Source organism: Mycobacterium sp. TH-M15 (genome assembly GCF_057473705.1).
Genome location: NZ_JBYCLB010000511.1, coordinates 1 through 1,917, shown reverse-complemented (window position 1 = coordinate 1,917; position 1,917 = coordinate 1). Strand labels below are relative to the sequence as shown.

The 1,917-nt window shown below is 67.9% G+C and carries 3 protein-coding genes and 1 pseudogene; 3 read left to right on the top strand and 1 reads right to left on the bottom strand.

Annotation, left to right across the window (positions count from 1 at the left end; translation table 11 throughout):
• Window positions 1-188: pseudogene (locus tag AC2VNT_RS12515) on the top strand (MMPL family transporter); the annotation flags it as partial.
• A 63-nt stretch (window positions 189-251) separates the two neighbouring features.
• Here AC2VNT_RS12515 and AC2VNT_RS12510 read toward each other — a convergent pair.
• A complete protein-coding gene (locus AC2VNT_RS12510) occupies window positions 252-557 on the bottom strand; it encodes a hypothetical protein (RefSeq protein ID WP_486947162.1) in 306 nt (101 codons plus the stop codon).
• 209 nt (window positions 558-766) lie between these two features.
• On the opposite strand from AC2VNT_RS12510, the gene AC2VNT_RS12505 reads away from it, so the two are divergent.
• Window positions 767-1,768 carry a YncE family protein gene (locus AC2VNT_RS12505; protein WP_486947164.1) on the top strand — a complete coding sequence of 334 codons (1,002 nt, stop codon included), beginning with the start codon at window positions 767-769 and terminating at the stop codon, window positions 1,766-1,768.
• A partial coding sequence (locus AC2VNT_RS12500) for a DUF5703 family protein (RefSeq protein WP_486947163.1) occupies window positions 1,765-1,917 on the top strand: 153 nt, incomplete at its 3' end. The genes AC2VNT_RS12505 and AC2VNT_RS12500, both read left to right, overlap by 4 nt.

Here is a 1,917-nt window from a genome sequence, read left to right as displayed (position 1 = left end):
CCGCGCTGATCGCCGCGCAGGTGTCCTTTATGCGGATGTTCGGCGTCGGGCTCACCCTGGCGGTACTGACAGACGCCACCCTGGTGCGGACGGTTCTGGTGCCTGCATTTATGCATCTTCTCGGCCGGACGAACTGGTGGGCGCCCCGCTCGCTGACCCGGCTGCACGTGCGGTTCGGCCTCAGTGAGGACAGCAAACGCACGCCGTCGGCAACCGAACGTGGGCGGCACCGCGCGTCTCGGCGCGGGTCGTCAGGAACGCCCTACCGGTTCCGCGGCCGCCACCGCGTCGCGGACGGCCGCGACCAGGCTGCGCTCGTCGGCGATGTCGATGCCGACGAGTTTTCTGCTCGACGTCGCGACCACGTCCTCGGCCTGCGGAACGGGGCCGTCCACTGACGGCCGGTACACCTCGACGATCAGCAACTGATGCTCGATACGAAATGAGAAACTACGACGATCACCGGCCTGGCCGAACCCACTGGCGAAGGCCCCGGTCGACATGTCTTCGATGACAAACTCATCAGCAGCCAGCTGACGGTCCTCGGCGGTGATCATGCGACGCAGAGTACCTTCTCGACGTCTTAGAATGTGCAAAACGCGCCAGAAGTCGGCTAACTCGCTTTCCTGAAGTTCACGTTTCATCCCCAGCCCGCCGACCGTCGACAAAAGGCTGACCGTTGCCACCGTTGTCACAGCAGCACACATTCACAGCACACGCAGATCAGCCGCATCCACCCGGCCTGCTGGCCAAGCTGGTGGTTTCGCTGCTCTCGCTCCTCATCGCCGCGGGGTGTGGGTCGAACCCGATCACTGTCCAGCAGCCGGCGATGGCCCCCGCGCGGCCCGCCGCTTCGCCACCGCAACCGCATTCACCGGCCGGCGTAGTGCGGCCGCTGGGCGGGCAGCCGACCGCGGCGACCTTCGACGCGGACACTGCACAGCTGGTGGTGCTCTCCCCCGGCGCTGATCCGCACACGTCGACCACGGTGACCGTGTTAGGAGCCGGCCACGGCCGGGGGCGCGCCATCGCACTGCCGGGCGCGGCAACCGCGCTCGCCGGCGACGGCCACGGTAGCGCCTACCTGTCCGCACGTGGCGGTTATTTCGTCGTCGACCTGGCAACTGGCCGTATCCGCCGGGTCGGAGTCAGCGGCGCAGCCGATACCGAGTTCACCGCGATCGCACGTCGCGCCGACGGCACAATGGTGCTGGGCAGCGCCGACGGCGCCGTCTACACACTGGCCGCCGAAACCGCGGGCGAAGACGCCGTCGTGGCCCGGGCTAAGATCTCGGGTCGCGTCGACTCGATTGTGACACAGGGGAATACGGCAGTAGTGCTGGATCGTCGCCAAACCTCGGTGATGACGGTCGGCCCGGACGGCAAGCCTCGGTACGCACTGCGCGCCGGCCGCGGCGCCACCACCCTGGCGGCCGATCCGCGTGGGCTGGTGTTGGCTGCCGACACCCGCGGCGGCCAGTTGCTGGTATACGGCGTGGACCCGCTGATGCTGCGGCAGGCCTACCCGGTGGTCGACGCTCCCTACGGCCTGGCCGGCTCCAGTAGGCTGGCCTGGGTGTCACAGACCGGGACCAACACCGTTATCGGTTTCGATCTGGCCACCGGCACTCCGGTGGAAAAGGTACGGTATCCAACCGTGCGGCAACCCAACGCGCTAGCCTTCGATGACACGTCGGGCACCCTGTATGTCGTGTCCGGGGTCGGTGACGGAGTCCAGGTCGTCGAGCATGCGGCGGGCCGGCGTTGACCGCGGCGCGCCCTCGCCGGCTCCCGGCAGACTGGGACACTGAGATGTCCGACGAATACGAGTGGGTGCCGCTGCGGCTGCCACCGGAGATCACCCGGATCACCGCGTCCACCCGGTTGTCCATCGAAGCGGAGTACCGCGGTTGGGAA

Bases quoted from the DNA above. Each gene is read 5' to 3' on its own strand.
- AC2VNT_RS12510 (WP_486947162.1), bottom strand. From the start codon at position 557: ATGATCACCGCCGAGGACCGTCAGCTGGCTGCTGATGAGTTTGTCATC.